This window comes from Shewanella sp. 10N.286.48.B5, assembly GCF_002874355.2.
GTDB lineage: Bacteria > Pseudomonadota > Gammaproteobacteria > Enterobacterales > Shewanellaceae > Shewanella.
On record NZ_MCVG02000004.1, the window covers coordinates 294,209 to 316,825 of the forward strand.

General features: G+C 42.0%; 20 protein-coding genes. 6 read left to right on the forward strand and 14 right to left on the reverse strand.

Features of this window, described 5'->3' with window-relative positions; translation table 11 throughout:
* The first annotated feature begins 417 nt into the window (after positions 1–417).
* On the forward strand, positions 418–681 hold the full coding sequence (locus tag BCU57_RS20240) for a hypothetical protein (RefSeq protein ID WP_241903538.1): 264 nt from the start codon (positions 418–420) through the stop codon (positions 679–681).
* A 109-nt stretch (positions 682–790) separates the two neighbouring features.
* Here the strand turns inward: BCU57_RS20240 and BCU57_RS20245 are convergent, their stop codons facing one another.
* The 3 genes from BCU57_RS20245 to BCU57_RS20255 form a co-directional block, all read right to left on the reverse strand.
* Positions 791–2,569 carry a flotillin family protein gene (locus BCU57_RS20245; protein WP_102439359.1) on the reverse strand — a complete coding sequence of 593 codons (1,779 nt, stop codon included), beginning with the start codon at positions 2,567–2,569 and terminating at the stop codon, positions 791–793.
* Positions 2,570–2,656: 87 nt separating this feature from the next.
* A complete protein-coding gene (locus tag BCU57_RS20250; RefSeq protein ID WP_102439358.1) occupies positions 2,657–3,301 on the reverse strand; it encodes an OB-fold-containig protein in 645 nt (214 codons plus the stop codon).
* 241 nt (positions 3,302–3,542) lie between these two features.
* Positions 3,543–5,075: a DUF3612 domain-containing protein gene (locus BCU57_RS20255; protein WP_102439357.1), complete on the reverse strand. Its 1,533-nt coding sequence runs from the start codon at positions 5,073–5,075 to the stop codon at positions 3,543–3,545.
* Positions 5,076–5,277: 202 nt separating this feature from the next.
* Here BCU57_RS20255 and BCU57_RS20260 point away from each other — a divergent pair, with 202 nt between their 5' ends.
* Positions 5,278–5,790, forward strand: a complete 513-nt coding sequence (locus BCU57_RS20260; protein WP_241901072.1) for a malate synthase — start codon at positions 5,278–5,280, stop codon at positions 5,788–5,790.
* Positions 5,791–5,963: 173 nt separating this feature from the next.
* On the opposite strand, the gene BCU57_RS20265 is transcribed toward BCU57_RS20260, so the two are convergent.
* From BCU57_RS20265 to BCU57_RS20285, 5 genes are all read right to left on the reverse strand, one after another.
* Positions 5,964–6,380, reverse strand: a complete 417-nt coding sequence (locus BCU57_RS20265) for a MarR family winged helix-turn-helix transcriptional regulator (protein ID WP_102439355.1) — start codon at positions 6,378–6,380, stop codon at positions 5,964–5,966.
* Entirely contained in the window at positions 6,380–7,378 is a 999-nt protein-coding gene (dmeF, locus tag BCU57_RS20270; RefSeq protein ID WP_102439354.1) for a CDF family Co(II)/Ni(II) efflux transporter DmeF, read from the reverse strand. Before dmeF ends, BCU57_RS20265 begins: the two co-directional genes overlap by 1 nt.
* 191 nt (positions 7,379–7,569) lie before the next feature.
* The gene (gene ccoG, locus BCU57_RS20275; RefSeq protein ID WP_102439353.1) at positions 7,570–9,126 is read right to left on the reverse strand and encodes a cytochrome c oxidase accessory protein CcoG; all 1,557 of its coding nucleotides are present in this window, start codon (positions 9,124–9,126) and stop codon (positions 7,570–7,572) included.
* 226 nt (positions 9,127–9,352) lie between these two features.
* A complete protein-coding gene (locus BCU57_RS20280; protein ID WP_102439352.1) occupies positions 9,353–10,933 on the reverse strand; it encodes a sigma-54 interaction domain-containing protein in 1,581 nt (526 codons plus the stop codon).
* Between the two features lie 277 nt (positions 10,934–11,210).
* On the reverse strand, positions 11,211–11,333 hold the full coding sequence (locus BCU57_RS20285; RefSeq protein ID WP_277869096.1) for a hypothetical protein: 123 nt from the start codon (positions 11,331–11,333) through the stop codon (positions 11,211–11,213).
* Between BCU57_RS20285 and BCU57_RS20290 the strand changes: the two genes are divergently transcribed.
* Positions 11,290–12,174, forward strand: a complete 885-nt coding sequence (locus BCU57_RS20290; RefSeq protein WP_413211476.1) for a YeiH family protein — start codon at positions 11,290–11,292, stop codon at positions 12,172–12,174. The genes BCU57_RS20285 and BCU57_RS20290 overlap by 44 nt on opposite strands.
* Before the next feature lie 39 nt (positions 12,175–12,213).
* On the opposite strand, the gene BCU57_RS20295 is transcribed toward BCU57_RS20290, so the two are convergent.
* The 3 genes from BCU57_RS20295 to BCU57_RS20305 form a co-directional block, all read right to left on the reverse strand.
* Complete coding sequence (locus BCU57_RS20295; RefSeq protein WP_102439350.1) at positions 12,214–12,432, reverse strand: hypothetical protein; 219 nt, start codon at positions 12,430–12,432, stop codon at positions 12,214–12,216.
* A gap of 92 nt (positions 12,433–12,524) precedes the next feature.
* Positions 12,525–13,166 (reverse strand): paraquat-inducible protein A, encoded by a 642-nt coding sequence (locus tag BCU57_RS20300; RefSeq protein ID WP_102439349.1) that lies wholly within the window; start codon positions 13,164–13,166, stop codon positions 12,525–12,527.
* 32 nt (positions 13,167–13,198) lie between these two features.
* Positions 13,199–14,377, reverse strand: a complete 1,179-nt coding sequence (locus BCU57_RS20305) for an HD-GYP domain-containing protein (RefSeq protein WP_102439348.1) — start codon at positions 14,375–14,377, stop codon at positions 13,199–13,201.
* Between the two features lie 401 nt (positions 14,378–14,778).
* Here BCU57_RS20305 and BCU57_RS20310 point away from each other — a divergent pair, with 401 nt between their 5' ends.
* Positions 14,779–16,080, forward strand: coding sequence for an isochorismate synthase MenF (locus BCU57_RS20310; protein ID WP_102439440.1), 1,302 nt, complete (start codon positions 14,779–14,781; stop codon positions 16,078–16,080).
* A 116-nt stretch (positions 16,081–16,196) separates the two neighbouring features.
* Here BCU57_RS20310 and BCU57_RS20315 read toward each other — a convergent pair whose 3' ends face one another.
* A complete protein-coding gene (locus BCU57_RS20315) occupies positions 16,197–16,652 on the reverse strand; it encodes a hypothetical protein (protein WP_102439347.1) in 456 nt (151 codons plus the stop codon).
* Positions 16,653–17,088: 436 nt separating this feature from the next.
* Here BCU57_RS20315 and BCU57_RS20320 point away from each other — a divergent pair, with 436 nt between their 5' ends.
* Together BCU57_RS20320 and BCU57_RS20325 are read left to right on the forward strand one after the other, a co-directional pair.
* The gene (locus tag BCU57_RS20320) at positions 17,089–17,754 is read left to right on the forward strand and encodes a 7-cyano-7-deazaguanine/7-aminomethyl-7-deazaguanine transporter (protein ID WP_102439346.1); all 666 of its coding nucleotides are present in this window, start codon (positions 17,089–17,091) and stop codon (positions 17,752–17,754) included.
* A gap of 179 nt (positions 17,755–17,933) precedes the next feature.
* Positions 17,934–18,392, forward strand: coding sequence for a GNAT family N-acetyltransferase (locus BCU57_RS20325; protein ID WP_102439345.1), 459 nt, complete (start codon positions 17,934–17,936; stop codon positions 18,390–18,392).
* Positions 18,393–18,793: 401 nt separating this feature from the next.
* On the opposite strand, the gene BCU57_RS20330 is transcribed toward BCU57_RS20325, so the two are convergent.
* Together BCU57_RS20330 and BCU57_RS20335 are read right to left on the reverse strand one after the other, a co-directional pair.
* Positions 18,794–20,893: a cache domain-containing protein gene (locus BCU57_RS20330; protein WP_413211477.1), complete on the reverse strand. Its 2,100-nt coding sequence runs from the start codon at positions 20,891–20,893 to the stop codon at positions 18,794–18,796.
* 45 nt (positions 20,894–20,938) lie between these two features.
* The gene (locus BCU57_RS20335; RefSeq protein WP_102439343.1) at positions 20,939–22,321 is read right to left on the reverse strand and encodes a sigma-54-dependent transcriptional regulator; all 1,383 of its coding nucleotides are present in this window, start codon (positions 22,319–22,321) and stop codon (positions 20,939–20,941) included.
* Positions 22,322–22,617: the final 296 nt, after the last annotated feature.

The window sequence follows — 22,617 nt, forward strand, 5'->3', positions numbered from 1 at the left end:
AAACGCTCACAAACCAGACTATTACAACAAGCTCATCCCAAACAAAATTTGCGGTAGATCTTCACTTTCTATTATCTATTACGCTAAGCTAACTACCAACAAAATACTGAATTATAATGGAATAATATAAAAAGCTATTTTAGATGAGTACGGCTCAGTTGCCAGTTGATTACTCTTCATAACAATAATAAAAGTAAGGACACATAGAACATGTACCAGAATAAACAAGCTATCGCATTAGGAACTCTAGTATTTATGACCTTCACAGGGGTCATCATATTGATCTTAGCCTTGTGGGCTTGGCCAAAATACAACGTCTACAAAATGGAACTCAATGGACAGGCAGCGTTAAAAGAAGCCTAATGGTCAAAACAGATCCTTATTGAAGAATCCAAAGCCAGAGAACAAGCAGCTTTAATGCAAGCTAAAGCGAGAGTCACACTTGCCGAAGCAGAAGGTAAGGCGCTAATTGTTCGAGCAAAATCTGAGGGCGCAGCTGATATCGAACTTGCCAAGGCTGCAGCAGAAGCCAACAAGATCATTGGTGAATCATTAAAAGATAATGAAGCTTACTTACGTTATATCTGGATAAAAGGCTTACAAGACGGCAGTGGCGAGCGGATTTATATTCCTACCGAAGCGGGAATGCCAATTTTAGAAGCTGGCAAAGCTGGAAGCTAAATAATTTGCTGTAATTTCAGTGTTCAATATACTCAAGAGAAAACAAAAAAGAGGATTATTAATCCTCTTTTTTAGGTTTAGATGCTAGCCCAAGTCTGAGCTAGTACAGTTAATTAGCCTTCGGCGCTAAAGCCTCTGAATTTTTACTACCATTTGCTGTTACTGGAGGCATATTACTTTGCTTAATTGCGCTGCGAGTTGTATCAGTTAAGAAGTTTTCACCACTCACTAAGTCATTTAACGTGCCAGATTTTGAGTCTACCAACCCAAGCTCTTGCAGCATTGAGTCTACCAGTGGTGCATTGGCACGATAATTAAGCGCTGCCGAGGTAATTTGCTCCGCCATACCTGACGTTCCTGTTGCTACGCTAGCATCGTTACCAGGCCCAGCACCATGGTAGCCTTGAAGAATCTTAATACCATCTATATTTTCTAAAGGTTTAACGGCATTAGCCACGATTTCAGGCAGTACTTTTAATATCGCGAGGGCTTTTTGCAGCTCAATTTGCTCATCTTTCAAGGTGTTTTCAGCTTCATACAAAGCTTGTTTACCAGCAGCTTCTACAGCAAACACTTTTTCATCTGCTTCTGCTCGCAGTTTCTTTGAATCTGAATCTGCCCTTGCATCAGTTAATATCGCAATGGCTCTATCTTCAGCAGCTTGTTTCTCTGCCGCAGCATGTACTGTCACCCCGACAGCTTCTCGTTCTGCTTCTTTCTTAGCATCAATCACTTCAATTTCTTTACGACGGTTCGCTTCAGCAACTTGTCTTGCAGTAATAACCGCTTCTTCTTTTTCAACTTTGTCTTTTTCAGCACCTGCTGCTTTGGCTCTTGCTGCTGACTCTTCTTCTGACTTCACTGCAACAGCAATTTGCTTATCTTGTTCAGACACTTCAATGTCGCGTTGTTGTTGAATTTGCGCCTGAGCAAGAGTCCTTTTCTTATCAATTTGACGGGTTTCAATGTCTTTTGATTTTTCAATTTCAGCAGTTTCAATGGCGTGCTCTTTGGCGATTTCAGCTTCACGTTCTTCACGCTCATTGCTCTCACGGGTTTTAGCAATTTCAGCTTTTTGATCCGCACGTTTAAACGCTATAATTTGCTCCTGATTTAGACGAGCTTCCTCTTCTTCTTGCTTAATTTCTAGAGATTGACGCTCAGCTTCTAAGTTTCTACGCTGAATTTTTACGCGATTCTCCTGTTCAATATCATTGGTTTCTTTACGCTTTTCTTCAATAATTTTAGCCAGCCTTGCACGACCTTCGGCATCAAAGGCATTATTTTCATTAAAGAACTGCAAATCAGTTTGATCAAAGCCTGTTAGCGATACTGACTCAAGCTCGAGGCCATTTTTCTCTAGGTCATTGGCAACACTTTGTTGTACTTTTTGCACAAAATCAGTTCGTTGTTCATGCATTTCGGTCATGGTCATTTCAGCAGCAACGGCGCGCAGTACATCGACAAACTTTGACTCCATCAGCTTCTTAAGCTCTTCCACACGCATGGTTCTGGTACCCAGCGTTTGCGCAGCCATCGAAATACCTTCCTTGCTCGGCGCCACTCGTAAATAAAAGTCTGCTTTTACATCCACCCGCATTCTGTCTTTGGTGATCAACGCATCTTTCTGGGTTTTTTCAACTTCAATACGCAAGGTATTCATATTGACTGGAATGGTTTCATGCAACACAGGTAGGCAAATAGTGCCGCCGTCTTTTACGACTTTCTCACCACCGAAACCGGTGCGGACAAAAGCAATCTCTTTAGAGGCGCGAATGTATAATTTGGCAAACATTAACCCTATGGTAAAAAATGCCAATATAACCACACCCGCTACGATTAAGATAAACATGGTGTTGGTGTTTGAAGATATATCTAGTATGTCCATTGCTATTCCTTTTTAACGACAATTTATGGTTCTATCCATGATTTAATTTTTGAAGATTATTGATATTTCAGTGTTGAAACTTATTGCTTAAAACGGCTCAAGTTTGGCGACTAACCAAATACTGCCTGACTTACGTAACAATACGACCTGTTCATTTTGACTAAAGCTTTCTTCTGCGAATTCTGGCGCCACCATCACATAATGCTTTTGTGAGTATTGATCCACCAATACAGCTTCAGCTGGGCTATTTAATTTGGCGGTGCCTACGGTAATTTTGGCAGATAGACCACTAAAACTGCCATTAGATACCGCTAAAGACTCATTTTTAGGCAGGATTTTTGCTAAGGGATGACCCACGAGTGATGTACATAAAAGGCTGAATATAAATACAATGGGCGCACTAATAAATGGCGTGATTAAGCTGTTGGCATAGACGTAACTTAAATAATTAACGCTGTAACCCAGCAAGGCAAAACAGGTCAAAAATAACACTAACCAAATTAACATTGGTAGCTTATTGAGACAAAGCCAACCTAACAGCGGGGTGAGCCCGGTGTTAGCAAGGGTTAAGTCAGCATCAAGGTCTAAATCAACAGGGGATAAATGATCTAATAGGCTGGAAATACTGAAACCAATGACTAAACCCACCCCTTCTAATAGTGCAAGTACGAGCACCAAGGTTAGCGCTATGGCATAGGGTGTATTGGCATTGATGAGTAAAAACTCGAGCATAACTGTATTCCTTTACAGCAAACACTGAACATCAATATGAAAGTACAGTGGTATTGAAGAATGATGTAAAAATTTATTACTAACGTTAAATGAGCATATTTCAACCGCAAGTGGATGTAAAAATGCCGTAAAACTATAATGTTAACAACAATATCAGAACTACAAAGTTTGTAACACTGCAAGTTGACTTAATTGTTAACATCTTGGATGTTTTAGTGACCAATATTGTCTGCAGCCTGACCTAACTGCCATCACATTGGGCTTTACCAGCTGCATAACAGCTTGGTTGGCGTGGACACACGGCGCCGCGGGAGCAAATCACTCGGGCATCATTTTCAATTCCACGCTCAATCCAATTGATATTCAGAATTTTAGCCACACTGGTTAAATCAGCTTTGATGTGTTTTGGAATGGCCACCAAACCGCCATTATCAACACAGGCTTTCTTTAAATCGGCGGTAATGGATTTTGCATCCTTGCCTTGGGCTTCAATGGCAGGGTTGAGATCAATGCCCGCACATAGCACATGTGGATTGCCTGCAGAATCATCAACTTTGATTGATTCGCAACAGTAAATTCGCGGCTCGTTACCGACATTTAAAATCGAGATCTGCGCCGAGGTGCCATCAGTGCTAGGTTCATTAATTTTTCTAAACACTGCCCAGTGATGACATGGATCTTCAACAATGCGCATATTGCCCCACGGCAGTGGAATACCATTGCCACGATAAACCGCTTTTAGCTTTCCTGGCGCATAGGCATCAAAGTAATGCCAGTGTGGATAAGGTGACACTACCGTCATGCGGCGCATTGCCACTGATGCTGACACTTGCAGTTGTTTATGTACCGCAATTTCATAGCCATGACGGTCGAGTAATTGTCTAAATGGCACCTTGGGACATAATAAAGCGCCAGCAAAAAAGCTCGATTCAAAATCACGCCATGCATGCAAAATATCTTGAGCATTAAGGGTATTTGATTGCATTGAGCTGTCATCATCAATTTCTACCCGACGCCCTGAGGTCATCACACTTTTAAGGCCATCTTTATTGTGTAAAACACAATGGCCAATATGCACCGCCAAGTCATATTTTAATCGCGGTACATTGGCTTTCAGGGCTTTATTAATATAAATCGTCGCTGGCGGCTCAAAAAATGAGGTGGTTAATCGGGCTGAACTTGCGCCAGTTTCATCGATCACTTCTGTGGGGATTTCATCAATCCACTTGATTTTAAGCCCCATACTTTTAGCGATATTAAGCATTTCTTCAGCCGCTAGAGGCAGTTGTTTTTTACCAATATCTTCAGCGGCTCGTTCTAAATCTGGGAAGTGATTTTGATGATGCTCTTGATGGGCGCGAATAAGTAACTGGGCAAATTGCCTGCCTGATGTACCTGTTTGCGATAACATTTCTGGAATGGCAATTTGCAATATATCATTTGAAAACAAGAAACTAGGCTCAAGCGGCATGCCGCTAACACCGCCATGACGGCCTTTTTCAGGGGTGATTGACTGCTCTTCTGGCATGTCATCTAAAAACCATTCCACATCTTTTTGAAACACGGTTGCGATCACGGCCAGCATTCCTGCACTGGGGACACGTTTACCGCGCTCTATCATCGAAAGGTACGACACTGACGGCGCCGAACTGGAATCCACTCGAATACATCGAGCGGATAAATCTTCCATGGTCAGGTGATTGCGTTTACGTAAATTACGAATCTTAGTGCCAAGGAAATGTGACTTTCTCATCAAGCTTTGATCATTGCGCATTTTGTAAAATTCACAGTGTAAAATTTTTATTGTGAAATTGTAGTGAAAAATACACTAGACTACAAATTAAGCAATCGGGAAACAGTGTTTGTTTTAACAAAACCCGTTTAAGCCAGTAAATGTTAAACCAGTACGCAGGGCATTAATTGCTGAAAACAACCAGCAAGTGCCGACATCAAACGAAGAGGATAAGGTTATGATTATGACTACTATGAACCACAACACAGCCGCTCACGACCTTAACAGCTTCATTGAAGAACAAATTGTGGCCACCAGCACTAATGCAGATAAAATCACCAACGCGAAAATATTTTTAGATAATAACTTTCCATTGGCTAGCGGGACTCATGCCGATGTAAGTAGCTACGTGATTTACTACACTCATCTGCTAGCATTTATGAAAGATGGCAGCCAATGTGGATTGCAAAATCCTTGTCAATTTGTGGCGTTAACTGGTCATAAAAGCGACCCAACATCTATCGTGTTAAAAAATAACGATACCCATGTTGAAGTGAGCTTTGACCGAAACGGTGAACTGGGTGCTAACGACCCAGCGCATATTGAAGATATTCAAGTGGCACTGCCGATTAAGAATTTACCGACACCTTACAAGCAATGGGTAAGCATGCTGCATTCACGTTGTTTACCAACTGAAGGTAACTGCAAAGTGTTTACCGCCAAAGATGGCAGTGACTACGCTATGCATCAGCGTTAATTGTTACTCTCTATATCGCTTAAGATAGCAAAAATAGCCCATTAAAAAAGTCCAAGCTGTATTCATACAGCTTGGACTTTTTTATTGCTGGCATTTGTACTAAAACTAAACTCAAGCTTTAAGCCAGATTCAAGCCACACCGAGTTTAGAGCTATGCCAGAGTTAAGTAAACCCTAAAACTCTTGGTTCATCTTTGCTAAGCAGCTTTGTAAAACCTGTAGATGTTCTGGGTCGATATTGCGGCTCAAGTCAGCCACTAAATCTAAATGTAATTGATTATGCTGGCGATGAATCACTTGCCCGGCTTCTGTTAACACCACCACTATCGAACGTCTATCATCGGGGTGAGCGCAGCGTTCAATTAGCTGAGCTTGGACTAATTTATCCACCTGAACAGTTAAGGTGCCAGTGGTTATCGCCAGCTTTTGCGCCAACTCCTTCATGCGTAAAGGACCATGATTGCCCAACACTTCAATGGTATGGGTTTGCGCCAGTGAATAGCCGGTTTCTTTTACCACCGATTGCTCCCAAGAAGCCATCTTGTCGTAAAATTCAGTTAGTAAGTGATTTAGGTTTTGTAGATTTTTCATTATTTAACAGGATGAACCTCAAGGGTGAGATGATTAATTTTATCAAAATTCGCCAATAATTGTTTGTATTCAGCAATGCTTTTATCAACATGAGACTCAAGAATGATAGCCGCCGAGTAATGATCGCCACTGATTTTCCATATATGCATATCTTTGATGCTGGCAAAGGGCTGTAATGCTTGTGTTATCGCCTGACGATAATGCTGATCAATATTTTCATCCAGTAACACTGGGCTAGTTTGCTTTAATAGCCCTAAGGTCCACTTACAAATCACCACAGCGCCCACCATACCCATTACCGCATCAAGCCAGTTCCAGCCATAAAACTTACCAAAAATAAGCGCCACAATAGCCAGTACTGAGGTCAATGCATCGGCTAACACATGTAAATATGCCGCCCTTAAGTTGTGATCGTGATGCGGCTTATGTTGGTGATCATGCTGATGTTCTGCTTGCGCGGTTTCATCGCGGGAATGGTTATGTGAGTGCTGATGTGAATGATGATGTGAGTGGCTATCGGAATGAGCATGCCCGTGGGAATGATCATGGCCATGATGATGATCGCCAAGCAAGAACATGCTGACAACATTTACCGCCAAACCAATAAAGGCCACCATAATCGCTTCATTAAATTGAATATTTTGCGGGTTAAACAGACGGTGAATCGACTCTGCCATCATCAATAACGCCACTACCCCAAGCACTATCGCACTGGTGTAACCACCTAATACACTGACCTTGCCAGTACCAAAGGAAAATTTATCACTGCCAGCATGTTTTCTAGCATAGCGATAAGTAAATAAGGTGATATAAAACGCCGCAGCATGTGTGCCCATGTGCCAACCATCGGCTAGTAATGCCATTGAACCGTACATCGTACCGGCGACAATTTCTACCACCATAGCGGTAACGGTTAAGATCAACACATACAAGGTGCGCTTCTCACCTGTATTGTGCAACGAACTAAATTGATGATGATGTTGATTTAAAAATTTCAAAAGCCACCTTTGTTTGCCTATTGCTTGCCTATTGTTTGATAGTCAAACTATATTTAGCAATAGTATTTTGACTGCCAAACTAAGTCAATTAATTACTACGCCAATTGCTTACTAGGTCAAATTAGTGAAAAAATGGATAAGCTAGCACTGTAGATTATCCATTTTTATATCAGCCGACGTCAGTGCTGATACTAGGGCCTAAAAAAACGTGATTCTTGCGATACTTGATTCAATTGAGCTGAAGTCACCATGCCTTTTGGGGTAACTTCAGTAATAACAAACTCGAGATGATCAAATGACTTTGAAGCATTGTTTGCTTCATCCATAGACGCTGAACTCTGGCTAACGATTGTATTTGGATTGATGATAACGGTGCGCCTCACCGTTAGTGGATACTCTAACTGCTCGGCAGCCTTAATCATCACTAAAGTGTCATTAGGGATCTCAAATTGTGATTGTGATTGTGATTGTGATTGTGAATCATCAGTAGCGATAACACTTATCCTGTAAACAGCAGCTTGTTGGGTTTTATTCCTAATTTTTAATAGATAGCTATTCTCTGTCACCGTGTCACTGATTTCACGGTACAGACTTTGGCGATCGCGAATCACATTAAGTTGAATATCGCTGCGCTGATATATATCCATCACAATCAGTAACAACATAATGATTAACGCACTGGCGTACCCCACTGCTTTAACTGACCATATAGAAGGCTTAGCTTCACCTTTCAAAGCGTTTTCGCTAGTGAAACTAATGAGATTTTGTTGATAACCAAACTTATCCATTGTTTGATTACACGCATCGACACAAGCACCGCAGTTAATACACTCATATTGCAAACCATTACGGATATCGATGCCTGTTGGGCAAACATCAACACAAAGATGGCAATCAACGCAATCACCTAGAGCCGATTCTATAGACTTCTCAGCATTGTTAATGACAACTGCTTGTTCGCTTTTGTTGATACGTTTGCGCGGGCCACGAGTTTCCCCACGCATCGCATCGTAGCTTACTGTTTTAGTATTAGAGTCAAACATCACCGCTTGAAAGCGTGAATATGGGCAGCAGTGTAAGCACATCATTTCGCGCATCCAGCCTGCATTAATATAGGTACATATGGCGAAGAACCACACCCACACTCCGGTCCAAAAACCACTGCTTAAGGTAAATATATCGATATAAAGTGCTCTTGCAGGCATAAAGTAGCCCATGAAACCACAACCTGTTACCAATGCCGTTAACATCCACAGACTGTGCTTGATGAATCTTTTACGTATTTTAGCAATAGATAAAGGCGCTTTATCTAAAGCTGACCTATGATGGTGATTGCCTTCAACTTTAGCCTCTAGCCACATAAACATCGCCGTCCATGCGGTTTGCGGACATAGAAACCCACACCACACTCGTCCCCAATAAACGGTAATGAAAAATAAGCCAAAGGCCGCGGCCATGAATACCCATGCCAGAACGGTAAAATCTTGTGGCCATAAGGTGACATCAAAAAAGAAGAATTGCTGCTTAGTCACATCAAACAGTATTGCCTGACGCCCTTGATAATTAATGAATGGCAGTAAAAAGAACACCATGATCAGCAGGCTATTGCTACTTTTACGAATACGTTGAAATAGTCCTTTTTGCTCACGAACATGTATTTTATCTAAGTGGCTTTTATTACCATAAATATTAACGATTGGGATTGATTGACTTGCCGTAGTGACAGCACGAGATACAGGCTCAGACATATGCTTATTCCTAAATTCAAAATACTCTTAGGAATAGCAAGACATACGCCAACACTGAAATATGATTAAACCACTGATTAATATAGTTAAAAACCCGTCACCACATGAAGAAAGTCACGATATATCGCCTATTGATGATATATCGTGACTTATGACAGTTTTACTATGGTCGATTTAAGGCAAACGATGATCACTATTTCATTCATCTAGCACCTTACCTAGCACCCTACCTAGTAATAGACAGTTTCTTCATTCGAGATCGAAGCGTGCTAGGTGGTAAGCCTAATAGGTTGGCGGCGCCATTAACTCCAGATATTCGCCATTGGGTTTGGGCTAACACATCACCAATATGCGCCGCCTCCGCCTGTGATAATGTCATCACCTGCTTTGCTTGCGAAGTTAATCCGCTATTCGCTGTTACCTTACTCGTGTTTAGCGGGTTGAGGTTGAGACTATTAAAATTCAAGGTGTTGTTTTGTGTGAGAATAATCTCGCGTTCAATTAAGTTCTGTAATTCCCTGACATTACCCGGCCAAGTATAGTGCTGTAACTTTTTGAATCCTTTAGCACTCACCTTAGTGATTTTCTTACCCAGCTTTTGGCTTAATGAGCCCACCAAATCGCTCACCAATTCAGCTAAATCTTCACTGCGATCACGCAGTGGCGGTACTAAAATAGGAAATACATTCAAGCGGTAATAGAGATCCATTCGAAACAAACCTTGCTCCACTCTAGCTTGCAGATCATGATGAGTTGCTGCGATTAGCCGAATATTGACCTTAATGGATTCACTGCTGCCCACACGCTCAAAGGTTTGCTCTTGAATCACACGTAATAATTTTGATTGAGCCTCAAGGCTGAGCTCTGCTATTTCATCAAGAAATAAGGTGCCGTTATGTGCCAGCTCAAAACGGCCTTTGCGGCGACTTGTAGCGCCAGTAAAAGCGCCTTTTTCATGACCAAATAGTTCACTTTCCAAAATCGATGCCGAAAATGCGGCACAATTAACGCTGACCATAGGCTGGTCTTTACGATGACTTAATTGATGTAGACTACGGGCCACCAGCTCTTTACCTGTGCCATTTTCACCACAAATAAGCACCGTACTGTCAGTATTGGCCACCAAACTAATCTGTTGTGTCAGGTGCTTAATGGCCTGACTACTTCCTGATAAACCTGTAGCCCCCTGCTTACCTTGAAGTTCAGTAAGTAAATACTGATTCTCAGATGCTAATCGCTCTGAAAGCGCCTGCACTTGTGCCAGAGCCTCTCGTAATGAATTTTCGGTATGCTTTTGAATACTGACATCACGAAATATCGCGATAACCCCAATCAATACACCATGGTCGTATACCGGAGTCGAGCTGTAATACACCGGAAAACAGCTGCCGTCTTTTCGCCAAAACACATCTTCACTGACTTGTCTTGCCACCCCATCGTGCAAAGTACGATATATCGGGCAATCTTCTCGAGGATAATGGCGACCATCAGCATGACTATGGTGATGACAATCATGAATATTATTACCAATCAGTTCTTCACTTTTCCAGCCAGTCATTTTCTCGGCGGCAGGATTGATAAAAACGGCATTACCATCAAGGTCAAAGCCATACACACCCTCAGTTATAGCCGAAAGTAATAAGGTGTTTTCTGGTAAAAAGTGACTGCTTTTTATATCAGGACTCACATTCTGGCCAATACTCGAGCTGGTACTGGAGCTAATACTGGAGTTAATACTCGAGCTGGTACTGGAGCTAGGGCTAACACTAGCATGAGCACTGACATTAACGGAGTGGGGTTTATTCATAATAAGCGCGATACCAACAATATCGTAAAGAGTGGTTGTAATTATAACCAAGTCACGACATTTCGCGACCCCTACTTATCATTCACGATGATGAGTTATAACAGTGGATGAATAACAAAGAATTTATCAGCCAATTGCTCATTCATGTCGATTTATCGTTATTCAATACTGGATATATCGCGCGGTGAAATGAGTTTACATGCGCAAACTTCTCATGTTCACCATTAATTGTCTGAGTTTTATCGTCCATAAGCACTGATCTTGCTACAATAAGTCATCAGTATTGTGAGTTACTTTCAATGACAGCAGCTATTTCAGCACGATTCAAACTAGGGTTATTCATCGCCATAGGCATAATCTGCTTAACGCCTTTTATCTCTTCTCCTATCGCTTTGCTCATGGGGTTTACACTTGCCAGCCTTGGCATGGTGCCAAATAACATTGATTTAAATAAGCTCACTAAAAAGTTATTAGCCTATTCAATTGTTGGTTTAGGTTTTGGAATTAATTTACCTGAAGCGCTTGCTGCCAGTAGTCATAATCTTGGCTTAATCGTCGGCTCTATTTTTTTTACACTCATGCTCGGCATTGGTTTAACCCGATTAATGAAATTAGAAGTTAAGACGGGCCATTTAATCAGTTGCGGCACAGCGATTTGTGGCGGTAGCGCGATAGCCGCAGTCGCGCCTGCTATTAATGCTAAGAACGATCAAATTGCGGTTTCACTGGCATGTATTTTCCTACTCAACTCTGCTGCATTATTTTTATTTCCCACCATTGGCCATGCGTTATCACTTAGCCAATATGATTTTGGTGTTTGGAGTGCGATTGCCATTCACGATACTTCATCTGTGGTTGGCGCCGCCTCTGCTTATGGTGATGAAGCCCTTAAAACCGCCACTACCATTAAACTGGCTAGAGCGCTTTGGATCATTCCTATCGCGTTATTGAGTGCAATAATTTTTGACGGTGATAAATCAAAAATATCTATCCCGTATTTTATTGGCTTTTATTGCTTAGCCATTCTTATTGCTTACTTTATTCCACAAGGCCAGCCCGTTTATAACGTGCTGTTTAGCGTATCCAAGCAGTTGCTTATTGTGTGTTTGTTTTTAATTGGCGCTGGTATCACGGTCAGTAAAATGCGCGCTAATGGGCCAAAACCGTTAATGTTGGGGATCATATTATGGCTGGCGATTGGCAGTACATCACTTGGGTATATTTTATTGACGGGAGATTAACTTGAGTAGCTGTTGCGGCAATGTCTGCGCGAAATGCTGTTAAAGGTCTTGTTGGTTATTCTGCTGCTTAATAACCTCTGACTGTTCTTGCTGAATATCAGGTTTAGCTAACGCCAGTGCAATCAGGCCACTAAATGCTAGTAGCTCAATCACAGCGCGGGTTAAACCCGTTGTTTGCACCGAGGCAACAATGGCAATAATGCACAGGCAAACTATCGCGCAGGCTTTAATGATTTTTGAATTTAGCAGCCGAAACATAATAATGAGATAACAACCTTTCTGAATATGAAAGGTTATTATCGGAACTGTCAGTGTAAGCCGCCAATATCTATTTTTACTATGTTATACAATTAACTCGACGGTTTACTGGTATGACGCTTGTTAACGCTACTGGCCATTAACCAATGACTGGCAATTGAAAACACACAATAAGCACTAAAATAATAAAAGCCTATTTCAAAGTGGGCAGTGGTTGTCAATAGTTCGCCCATACCGGCAGAAGCATTGCCCGCCATATAAACTATGATTAGCGCCACCACAAATACATCTGCCATTGACCACTTTCCAATCGCACCAATGAATCTCATTAATCCATATTGCAACGGCTTAAATATTGGCAGATTGACCATCAACATAGTCAGTAACTTAATCGCCGGAAAAACGATACTGAATAAACCCACTAATGCTGCAACTAAAATATTATTGGATTGATATAACTCATTGACGGTATCAACAATACTGCGGGTTTTATAAAAAACCTCTACCTCTCCTTCAATATTATCAAACCCGAGCATACTCACCGCCATATCCAGCATACTGCGGGCATTACTGCGGTTATCTTCAGATAAGCTTTCGGTAAACATGGTCACGCCGGCTTCAACTAACTCCGACTTTTCGATGGAGCCTTGGATGGTCAAAATGGGTTGAGTCACCCCGGGAATTAATAGCGCCAGCGACAGGATTATCACAACAATGCTCAGTAGCGACTTCATCTACAACTCCATGGTATTGAGATTGGTATTGGCTAATAAAAAGGGCTTGGGTCCACAGCTAATGACCGTGGCGATACACCGCGGTCAATATTGAGGTTACATTTGCGTAAATCAACTAAGGTGACTTCGGTATAGCGCTGATGCTTTTGTGAATAAAAGCATTTTACCACTGGATGTAACGCATCTCTGCCTGTTGACTCCCATACAATGCCCACACGTTCATCAGACAATTGCACCAACGAGCCCACAGGGTAAATACCGACACAGCGGATAAATTCGTACACCAAAGTTTGATCAAGATGGAACGGGGTCAAACTCATTAAAATTTTAAATGCTGCAGCTGGGCTCATGGCTTCTTTGTAGCAGCGGGTCGCGGTAAGTGCATCATAAATATCCACAATACAACTCATACGCCCATGTTGCGGGATCTCGTCGCCTTTAAGGCCTTTGGGGTAACCTTTGCCATCAAGCTTTTCATGGTGCATCAAACACACATCTTTACTCACCTGAGATATCTCTTGGGTATCACTCATGATGTCGATGGCATACACCTGATGCATCTTAATCAGTTCAAACTCTTCTGCCGTTAATTTTCCTGGCTTGTTGAGTATTTTGTTATCCACTTGCACCTTGCCAATATCATGCAAGATCCCACCCACAGCAAGCTCTTTAAGCAGTGAGGCATCAAGACCTAGGTGCTTACCAAAGGTCACTAGCAAAAATGCCACGTTAACTGAATGCTCAAGCAAATAAGCGTCTTTGGTTCTTAATGCTGATACACACCTAAGTGCATCGGCATCATCCATCACCGACTCAAGCATCTTGTCGGCAACATCTTCAAAAGGAGCCACCTCGACAGCCTTGCCTTGATAGGTTTCAGACAAGACTTTACGCACTAATGTTTTTGCTTCAGTGAGGATTTTTTTAGCTTGAGTTTGTTTATATTCTCGGGTGTTGGTTATCTTTTTTACCAGTGGGGAATTGGGCTTTTTCTTTAAACCGCAGCCATCAGCTGAACGCTCAACATCAACCCATACGGTTTTAATACCGGCTTTGGCAAGCTTTACCATGGCGTCTTTATGCTTGATCTGCCCAGCATTACTAATCGCCACTTTGCTATCATTGCGATCAATCGCCACCACAAACATCCCCAGACTTAAGCGCTCTACCGGAATACGGATAATGTCTTGGGACTCAGGTAATACCGTCATTGATGGGGACCTCTCCTAAAAACCTTAATATCATGTAAATAATTGCTAACATGTTGAGTTTTATGTGCCCGACATGTAATTATTTAAAATGCATTTTATCCTTTTTAAGCAAAATTAACTAAAATAAATATAGCAAAGTGTAAGCTCATGTAAAAATAACGCAGCCAATGATAAGTAAGTTTAAAAACAGCCTAGTAACTGATGATATAAGCCATTATGATCACAGCATCGATGCCTGAAGATTGACAGTTTTTGAACCCTTAACTAACTTAAGGCATAATTCATATAAATCCTTTTACGCTTTTTCATTTCAATTATTTGAGATATTGACTCTGGAGTCTGCATTGGCTGGTCATATTTTTTTTGAGCACTTTAACGAGTTAATCAAAAAGTTACACGCTATGAAGTTGGCTCACGTCAAAGAGCCGATTGTGCAAGTCTCAGTAGAAGCTAAATCCTTGCCGTTATTATCTTGGTTAGGGGCGCAAACTCAATATCCACGCATATATTGGCATGCCCGTGACAAACAAGAAGAAGTGGCCGCTGTAGGCGCCTGCAAAGACTTCAAGCAAGAACAAGAAATTAATGACGAGCTACTGGCATCGATTTACCAATCCCAGCGTGGAAAAAGCAGTAATCAAGATATTCGCTACTACGGCGGCGTCGCCTTTGACCGCACCGTAGAATGCTGGCCTGAATTTGGCCGCACTCGCTTTGTACTGCCTCGCATAGAACTGCGCCGTCATGACAACATCATCAAAATTTTAGTAAATTTAAATTTTGAAGATAATAGTCAAGATGATGAGTGTAATGCGGCCATTGAAGCCATCAATCAGCTCAAACCAGCCAAACCATTGTCACCACCTAATAAACTGCCTTTAATGGGCCGCAGTGACTTGCCAAATTACCCACGCTGGAAAGAATTGGTTGAGCAAGTGACTAACCCTAAATTTAATGCCACCACCCCTAAAGTGGTGCTATCGCGCCAAACTCAGTTAGAAATTAATGATGTGGTCGATCCTTGGATGGTATTAGCCTGCTGGCAAGGGCGCAACCCCAACAGCTTTCAATTTGGGTTTCAATTTAGCCCTGAGCGCACCTTTATTTCATGCTCGCCTGAGCGTTTATACTTACGCCGCCAAAAAGAGTTATTTACCGAAGCCCTTGCCGGAACGACTGTGCGTGGTTTAAACCAAGAAGAAGATGATTTTCTTGCCAATCAGCTACTAGAAGACAGTAAAAACAGCAATGAAAACCAACTGGTTAGGCAGCAAATTGTTGATGTACTCACGCCATTAAGCCATTACGTTGGTGCGGATGAGTCTGCCAAAATTTTTAAATTAACTCATATTCAGCACTTACACCGCTCTATTCGCGCTGAATTAAAAGCCGGTGTTAATGACTTTCAATTACTTCAAGGTTTACACCCAACCCCTGCCGTGGGCGGGTTACCGCGAGAATCAGCATTAAACTTTATCCGTCAACGTGAAGGCTATAATCGCGGCTGGTATGCGGGCGCATGTGGTTATTTAAATAAGTACGAGAGTGAGTTTTCTGTGGCCATTCGCTGCGCCTTAATTGAACCAGGGCGAATTAATCTGTTTGCTGGCGCGGGGATTGTTGCCGGTTCAGATCCACTGGCTGAATGGCAAGAATTAGAAAATAAACTCACCACTATTTTATCCATTTTGGTTGAGTTATAAGCTTTAACATTACCAAAATAGACAAAAACCCCAGTGCGTCACTGGAATTTTTACTATTAAGGTAATCATTTCAATACTTTGTTTTCGCTATAAAAATAACGCTAAAACATGAATGATTAAAATTTATAGCCCACTGATATCATAGCGGCAGGATCTGTTTTAGTATCGCCATGATCTCCAAAAGAGCCACCTTCATCTTCACGGCGTAGACCTGCGCTAACACCGAATTGCCAACCACTTTGAGCAAAGCCACTGGGATAATACTCATAGTTGATGACTGCGAAACCATCTTCACTGGTTAGCGCTTCGCTTCCTAAACTTAATCCAAATGAGTGTGACTGACTCTCATCAACAAAATACTGATAGCCCAAAGCACCACCGACTAATCCTAATGCCGCCGAGAAAACATGACTGTCATGTTGAAAATGATACCGAGCCCCTAAAACGCCACCATATTGGTATCCAGCCCCCACAGTAAAACTCGAGGGCGAAGCAACGTCTTCCGCCTGGACTGTACTACTAGTGAGTAATGCAAAGCTGCTAGTGAGTAATACAAATAAAATTTTTACCATTCAAAGTTCCCTTTATAATTAATAAGCACTTCATGCACTTACGCTGGATAGTATCTCTGTTTGTCACTAAAAATCAATTTCAAATTAACGCTTCGCTAATTTAGCTGAAACGCAAACCGATAGCCGTACAACAAAAGTGCTTTTTCGCTTATATGAATAATCATAAAATACCGCGTTACGAGCATCAATTTTGGCCATTAAATTGATTATTGATAGAACTAACCAGAGTATTATTATCAAAATCGGTCAAAAAATGTCGCGCGATGGTTGCATCTTATTTTTTGCTCACTATAATGCGTCCTCCTTGGCGAAAATGACACCACTCAATAAACTCTTTGAGCAAGTTAAAGTCAGCTAAAATATATAATCAGCAACGCCAAGTACATACATATACGGGTTCCCTCACCCCGTCTAACCCAATAAAAAAGGCCATAACATGTTAATGCTCTCTCAGGCGCAATGTCGCCGTGCACTGATGTTTCTTGTCAGTTTTCATATCATCATTATTTGCGCAAGCAACTATTTGGTACAACTCCCGTTTCAGATTTTTGGTTATCACACCACTTGGGGTGCGTTTAGCTTTCCCTTTGTCTATTTAGCCACTGATTTAACTGTCAGAATATTTGGCCAGCAAGCGGCTCGCAGTATTATTTTCAAAGCCATGTTACCTGCACTGGTGATCTCCTATGTTATGGGAGTGGTTTTTCATCAAGGGATTTTCCAAGGCGCTGACTCATTAGCCCAGTGGAATCAATTTGTGTTCCGTATCGCACTTGCCAGCTTTGTGGCTTACTTAGTCGGACAGTTAATGGATATCACTGTATTTGCTAAATTGCGAAAAGCTAAAGCCTGGTGGGTAGCCCCTGCAGCATCGACTCTATTTGGTAACTTGGTTGATACTGTGGTGTTCTTTAGCATTGCATTTTACGCCTCATCAGATCCGTTTATGGCAAGTCACTGGCCTGAAATTGCCACGGTCGATTACGCCTTTAAACTTATGGTTAGCTTAGGGTTATTTTTACCTGCATATGGGGTATTACTGAAAGTGCTCACTGATAGATTGGTTTTAACTGATACAACCCGCGCCTCTTCCGCGCTCTAATGTCGATAAATCACCGCTAGCCACTGCTGACAAAACACACTTTCTAGTGATTTTTTAAGCTATGCCGCATTATTAACTGGTACGATGAGTTAACATGCGGCGATATTTTCGCTGTTGTTAGCTCAATATCAGCCGAGCTGATATTGAAGCCACATGGCCCGACTAAAAGTAAATCTTATATGCTAACTATCCAAATTGAAGCTCATACTGAGCTAACTACTGAGGTGGCTAATCATATTGCCGCTATCAGTGCCCGCATTAACGAACTCGATCGCGCTCAAACTATCGAATCATTACATAGCAAATTAGACAATCAAGCTTGTTTGATTTTATTAGCTTATGTTGAGGGCGAACTTGCTGGGTTTAAAATAGGATATCAACTTGATAATAAGCGTTTTTACAGCTGGCTTGGCGGAGTTGATGCTGATTTCAGGCAACTTGGTTTAGCAAAATCTATGCTCGAGTACCAAGAAAAGTGGGCGACAGAGCAAGGTTATCAACGCCTTGAAGTTAAAACTCGCAACCAATTTAACGCCATGCTGACGATGTTGGTCACTAACCAATACCACATTACGCAGGTTGAATCAGCCACTGACTCGGCAGATAACAAGTTGTTTTTGCATAAAGAATTAGCTTAACAACCAAGATAGGCAGTGTCGATTTGAACGATAAAAGTTATTCGACTGCCTCAAAGAGCTCGCAGAGCATTTGTAAAGGGTTTGTAAAGTTGAAAATAATTTAACTAACAAGTTGCAAATCTAAATGATAATGATTACTATTTATCTGCGTTCCAAAACTCAGTTCTTATTAATAGCTTCATCTCCTATTAATACCCTCTGAGTCTGCAAGCACGACATTGCTCATACACTCTTAGTGGCCAGGCTCATCACCTGGCTTTTTTTTATCTGCGATTGACTCAATTACACTATTAATCCCAAACCAAGAAACTAACGCAGACTATCTAGTCGTCACTGCTTATAACAATCCATATTCAATGTCATATGCAACTAACGCTATAAGCAGCTAATACGATAAACAGCTAAGCGTCAGTATCTACGCGGCTATTATCTTCAAAATGCAGTCCATCATAGGGATTATTTTCCTGTTCTTCTTTCGCCTTATGATAAAGCCCGATAGTAAATACCGTACCTTTACCTAAGGTCGACTTCACCTCAATGGTGCCACCAATGCGCTTAATAATGCCGTAACTGAGCGATAAGCCTAAGCCTGTACCGTCTTTACGGGTAGTGTAAAAAGGGTCGAAGATACGGCTTAAGCGCTCAGGTTTAATCCCCATGCCTTCGTCTTCCACTTCAATTTTTACCCCGACAACCTCGTCATTTTCAAGCCAATCATTGGCTCTGACCCAAATTCGGCCTTTATTTTCAATGGCGTGGGCAGCGTTAACCACTAGGTTAATGAGCACTTGTAAGATTTGCGGCTGATTCACTTGTACCGTGCATTGGGTATTAATATCTTTGATGAGTTCGACTTCTTGCTTTTCAATCGAGTGCCTAACCAGTACTAACATTTCTTCGATCATCGGTTGCACTGGGTGCATTTCAAGCGGCGCATTAAACTCACCGGGGCGACTGTACTGCAACAAGCTGCGAATAATGGTGCTTATTCTACCTACCTGCTGAATAACCAGTTCAATTTCTTCTTCAACAGCAACAGCCTTACTGCCAAGCTCATACTTCATTAGTTCCATATTGCCTAAAATTACCGCGGTAGGATTATTAATTTCATGGGCAATACCGGCTGTAAGCTCCCCTAAGGCGGTTAACTTTTCATTGGTGACCAGTTGATGTCTTGTTTCATTTAGCAAGGCCACGTTACGTTGCAGCTCTTCGGTTTTATCTTGCAAGCTACGGGTACGTTGCTCCACTTTCACTTCAAGCTGCTCTGCCGCTAGCTGAATTTGGTTATTACGCCGCTGCAGTAAGTCCAGCATGTGGTCAAATTGCTCAGCCAAATTAGATAGCTCATTATCATGCTCTAATCCCAGCTCGCCGATACGTAAGTCTCGGCCTGACTGCACCGCTTTTACCACATGATGAATGCGCTCAATGGGCTCAAGTAAGCTATTAGCCCCTCGATAAACCAAGAAACCAGACACCAACAACACCAGCATTAAAATGGTGCCAAGCTCGAGGATATTGAGAATATAGGTGTGTATAAAAGGCGACTCAGAAAAACCTGAATAAATCATCCCAATACGTTTACCACGAATATCTTTAAGGGGTGAGTAGCCTGAAATAAACCAGTCATTTAATACAAAGGCACGGTCAACCCACGACTCCCCTTCAACCAAGACTCTCTGGCGCACATCTTCTGACACTAAGGTGCCTAATGCCCTCGATTGGCTCGCTGTTTCATGGGTCGAAAATAGATCCATAGGCACATTGGTACTAATGCGGGCATTATCAAGAAAAATAGTCACAGTACCAATTGAGCGCTCAGGCAAGGTGCCCTCGTCGTACACCAAGTCTCGAATATGATCGACTATAACCGTGTTGCGATTAAATAAAATCCCACCATCGAGATACCAATTCACTTCGCCACTTTCATTTAATATAGGTAATAAACTCCGGCTTAACATGCCGCGAGTTTCTTCACTTTTAGTTGGCTCTTGCGCCCTTAATGTCGCCGATAAAGGAATGCGGGCGATACTGGCTAAATCGGGATCGAGGCGAGACAAACGCTTGGCTGATAACACCATCAAACCAGACAAGGGTTGTTGCTGTTGGATTTTGGGTAACATTATCCGCAAATCGGGATCGGCCGCGGCTTGCTCAACTTTGATTAGCCTTAATATATCAAGTTGTAAAAACTGCTTTTGTTGTTCCAGGTATTGATTAATTTTGTCTATCTGGGATGAGTCGCCCTGCTTGATTTGCTGGAAGGCATTCTGAAAGTCCCATGATTGACTCACATTGAGCAATTGAATTTCTTGTTGTCGCTGAACCTCTTCAAGGGTATTGGTGGCCACAGTCAAATCAGCCTTAACCTTCATAAACAACTGTTTACCGGTATAACTGATATTCCAGTAAATGGTAATGAACACTAGGCTTATCAGGGTCAGTAAGATGGGCAGCAATGTCAGGATTAAAATCCGATAACGCACTTTGGCCTGCATTTGCTGCCAGCTGACTCCAAATATTTGACTAAATACCGACACGATTTACGCTTCCTTATCCGGTTCAGCATCAAACCATTCTTTATATTTTCGATCTAAGGTTTTTCGAGACACCCCTAAATCGCGGGCAGCCGCCGATTTATTGCCATTATTGGCATCGACAACACTCATGACGTGTTGTTTTTCCACTTCTTTTAGTGGCCAACTTAGTGGGTAACCGGCTTGAGTCATCGCTTCTGTTTCTGGCGCTTTTTTCCAATACTCTGCAGGCGGCTTACCCAATAAAATACAGCGCTCAATCATATTACGCAGTTCACGAATATTCCCTGGCCACTCATGTTGTTGCAGTACCTGTATATCTTCATGGCTCCAAATCACCTCTTTAACCCCTAACTCGCGGGCTAGTTGCCAAGTAAAATGATGGGTTAATTCAATCACATCCTCAGGACGTGTGCGTAAAGGAGGGATCAAGATATTGAGTACATTGAGTCGATAATATAAGTCACTTCTGAAGTTACCAGCAGCTACCTCTTCTGATAACAAGCGGTTTGTTGCCGCCACCACTCTGACATCAATGGCGACTTCTTTTTCACTGCCCACGGGCCTGATAGATTTTTGCTCTAAAACCCTCAATAGTGCCGTTTGCATTTTCATTGGCATTTCACCAATTTCATCTAAGAAAATCGTTCCGCCTGACGCAAAACTAAATAAGCCTTCACGGGCGCCTTTCGCGCCAGTAAAGGCACCTGCGGTATGGCCAAAAAGTTCACTACTCAGCAACTCGGGGGCAATGGCGCCACAGTTAACTGGGACAAATGCGCCAGTGCGGCCACTTAGCTGGTGTAATTGCCTTGCCACCAGCTCTTTACCAGTACCTGACTCACCTTCGATGAGCACCACGGCATTTGTTGGCGCAACGCGTTCAATGACTTGTTTCACTTCCATCATGGCATCGCTGTTGCCAATCATGGTGGTTGAGTGGCCAGTTGAAAGCTCACGACGAAGCATGAAGTTTTCACGCTTTAATAACCTTCGTTCAATACAACGGTCAACCGAAGTCATCATTTGCTCGAGATGGAACGGCTTCATAATGAAGTCTGAAGCGCCCGCTCTTAAGGCTTTAATCGCCACATCCATATCGGCATAGCCAGTCATAAAGATAATGTCCGATTGGCGGTCAGGTTCATTTAGCGCCTCATGCCAATCGATACCAGAGCGATCAGGCAAGCGAATATCGACAATTAATAAATCAAAATGGCCACGGCTACGCAGCTTTTCTGCCTCGCCAATGGTGGAGGCAGTTTCTACTAAAGCGAATTTTTTTGACAACGCCTTTTTGAGAAAGCTACGCATTCCAGGCTCATCATCCACAATCAATACCGAAACAGCAGTGGGTAACGATTTTTCGTTTGAGTCATTGGTGTTCATATGAGGGCCTACTTTGGACATTTTGACTATATTTAAGCTTATCGTATCACTAAAAATCTATTGCTGGGTCAGTTTGCCCACCAGAATTAGCTTACTGGGACAATATGTCTGTAAAAACATAATTCGCACGCGATCTAGATCACAATTTTAAATTTAGTCGTGATCCAAATTTTCAGAAACGCCCTTGGCATATTATTTGCTTTATCTATTTGTAACTAAGATAAGTTAATGTAAATGTTGTTTTTTTAACCATAAATATGATGTTTTAATGATTATCTCTTCAAGGAATTAAAAAT